This window comes from Brevibacillus nigriterrae (assembly GCF_049846925.1).
Lineage (GTDB): Bacteria > Bacillota > Bacilli > Brevibacillales > Brevibacillaceae > Brevibacillus_H.
The window spans coordinates 1-3,057 of record NZ_JBNCMT010000068.1 but is presented as its reverse complement, the minus strand read 5'-3'; the positions used below and the strand labels follow the sequence as shown (position 1 = coordinate 3,057).

2 protein-coding genes are annotated in these 3,057 nt (G+C 43.5%); both read left to right on the top strand.

The genetic code is table 11. The features are described from left to right. Window positions 1-1,050, top strand: a 1,050-nt coding sequence (locus ACPW7N_RS26435; protein ID WP_425654859.1) for a glycoside hydrolase family 78 protein, incomplete at its 5' end; no start/stop codon positions are given. Window positions 1,051-1,462: 412 nt separating this feature from the next. After that, window positions 1,463-3,057: glycoside hydrolase family 78 protein (locus tag ACPW7N_RS26430; protein ID WP_425654858.1), on the top strand; the 1,595-nt coding region annotated here is incomplete at its 3' end.

The window sequence follows — 3,057 nt, the reverse complement described above, 5'->3', positions numbered from 1 at the left end:
CTACGCTCGAATACTCTCTATAACTATACTGTAAAGGTATGGGACCAAGCTGACTTACCAAGCCACGACAGCCCATCCCAGTATTTTGAAATTGTGCAAGCACCTAACGCCCCTATCGACCTAAATCCAGCTGGTCCAAGCACAAACCCAGTGAAAGTACCGACTTTAACACCGACCATTACCTGGAGATTCACCGACCCTGATGGGGACAGGCAAGGCGCCTATCAGGTCATTATTAGGGAAGGCGCAGTTGAAGTAGACAACAGCGGGAAAGTCACCAACAGCACATCTTCTTACACAGTGCCAGCTAATAAACTGCGATCGAATACGATCTATAATTATACGGTCAAAGTATGGGATCAAACAGACGAAGCAAGCCGTGACAGCGCAGCTTGGTATTTTCAAACAAGGCAAGCACCTAACGCCCCTGTCGACCTAAATCCAGCTGGTCCAAGCACAAATCCAGTGAAAGTACCGACTTTAACACCGACCATTACCTGGAGATTTACCGACCCTGATGGAGACAGGCAAGGCGCCTATCAGGTCATTATTAGGGAAGGCGCAGTTGAAGTAGACAACAGTGGGAAAATCACCAACAGCACATCTTCCTACACAGTGCCAGCTAATAAACTGCGATCGAATACGACCTATAATTATACTGTAAAGGTATGGGACCAAACAGGCGAAGTAAGCCAGGACAGCGCAGCTTGGTATTTTCAAACAAGGAAAGCCCCTACGGCAGAGCCGAAATACCCATTGGGTCCAAGCGCAAATCCTGTTAGCGTACCTACTTTAACACCTACAATTAAATGGAGATACATTGATCTGGAAGGACTCGCACAGGAAAAGTTCCAAGTGAAGATTTATAACGCTGAAGATGATCACATCGTGCATGACACTGGGGAGATTCTTTCAGATAGCGATGATTTTGATTATGTTGTACCGGCTGGAAAGTTAACTGCGGGGAAAACATACTACTGGACTATACAAGTATGGAATATCAATACAAATAGTGATGTAACTGAACCCCAATATTTTAAAACATCGTAATCACCTATGGCTACGCCGACTAACTCGTTCGACAAGTGAGTTACCTGAAAGGCAATAACAAAACGGTATTTAAACTGCCTAAAAATCAACGAAGTTAGCAAGGGGAGCTCCGGCTCCCTTTTGCTTTTGCCCTAAGGGACAAAATTCGTATCGCTATAGAATTGATCTCTAATATGGAAGAAAGAATCAACCAGATTCACGTTGCGCTGGATAAGCCATAGTGATCACTTCAACGATAAAAGGAATAGCATTGAGAAAACCGTGAAAGGATAACTATGATATGGGATTACTGCAATAGAACTGAAAAACCTTGAGAAAAGGGACATTGAGCAAAAGATCGGCAAACAAGGCGATCGAACCACATGACAAGAATTAACGAGGCTTTAAAATTTCTAGAAAGGAATATTGCGATATGGGTGTATTATTAGTAGGAAAAGCAGGGCCACCCGATTTTGAGATTAGAGGTGGTGGGGGCGTTGCTGTACTGAAAGATTGTATTATTACGTACAATAGTTACGAAGCACATACCAGTATTGTCCATCAGTGGGACGTAATAAGAAAAAGTGATTTTTCGCATATAAAACGGATACCATATTCTAATCTTACACCGAACTTACCTCAAACATACCAGGCTCTGATAGGGATAACGGGAGACCCCTATTCTAATCGTTTCTTTTATGTTGGGAATAACGGTTATGTTTGTACCGCTGTCTATGCTATGGCCGAAAATACAATTAGTGGCCATACGCAACTATGGCTTTTATCAGAAGTTGTAGGCCCTTTTGATGCTACTAAACCGCTAGATTATCCGTTTCTTATAGGTGCTCTCGGGGATACCCTTTATGTACTAAATATTGTAACCGATAGTAAAATTTTTTCTTTGTACAAACGGAAAATAGGTGAAACAGCCTGGACAATCGTTTTTGAAAACGCCACCCTAGCACTAACTGATGTAGTAAGACTTGGAAGAGAAGGTGGAGGGATGGGGGTAACAGGATCTACTATTATTCTCGCCCCAAAATGTTATCCTTATATCGCCAAAAACATATATGTTGTGTCCATAAGCAATACACCATCAATCGTAGCTGCATTAAAAAATTCCACTGCGAACCCTTCAAACTGCGGAGTAGACGATAGTGGATATCTATACGCAAATTCCTGGTTTTTAGAAGGATTACATAAATTTAGGATGGATAGCTCGCCAAACTATTTCCAAGCTAACAGACCCCCTATCGCCCCCAGCAACCTGAGCCCAGCTGGTCCAAGTTCATCACCAACTAAAGTGACTACTTTAACACCTACCATTAGCTGGAGATTTACTGACCCTGACCCTGCGGACACGCAAAGCGCCTATCAGGTCATTATTAAGGAAGGCACACGTGTAGTAAAAAACAGCGGGAAGGTACAATCCGGTACATACTCTTATGAAGTACCAGCTAATACACTACAATCGAATACAACCTACCACTATACTGTAAAGATATGGGACCAAGCAAACGCAGAAAGCTCCGACAGCGTAGACCAATATTTTAAAACAACTCAAGCACCTACGGCTACTCCGACTAGCCCAACGGGTACAAGTGGATCACCTGCAAGGGCAAACGTAACTCCCAGGCTCAACTGGACATATACCGATTACGAAGGACACGCACAGGAAGCATTCCTTGTGAAGATTTATAACGCTGCAACTGCAGCCATGGTGAATTACCCTACAATATATAGTTCAGCACGAACTTTTTATGACGTACCAGCTGGAATGTTAACTGCGGGCACAAAATACTACTGGACTGTACAAGTAGTAGATAGCACCTCAATGTGGAGTGCCGTAACTGCACCTCAATATTTTATAACAAATCAAGCGCCTAGCGCCCCCAACGATCTAGATCCAACCGGTACAAGTGCATCACCAACTCCAGTGCCTACTTTAACACCGACCATTACCTGGAGATTCACCGACCCTGATGGGGACAGGCAAAGCGCCTATCAAATCATTATTAGGGAAGGCGC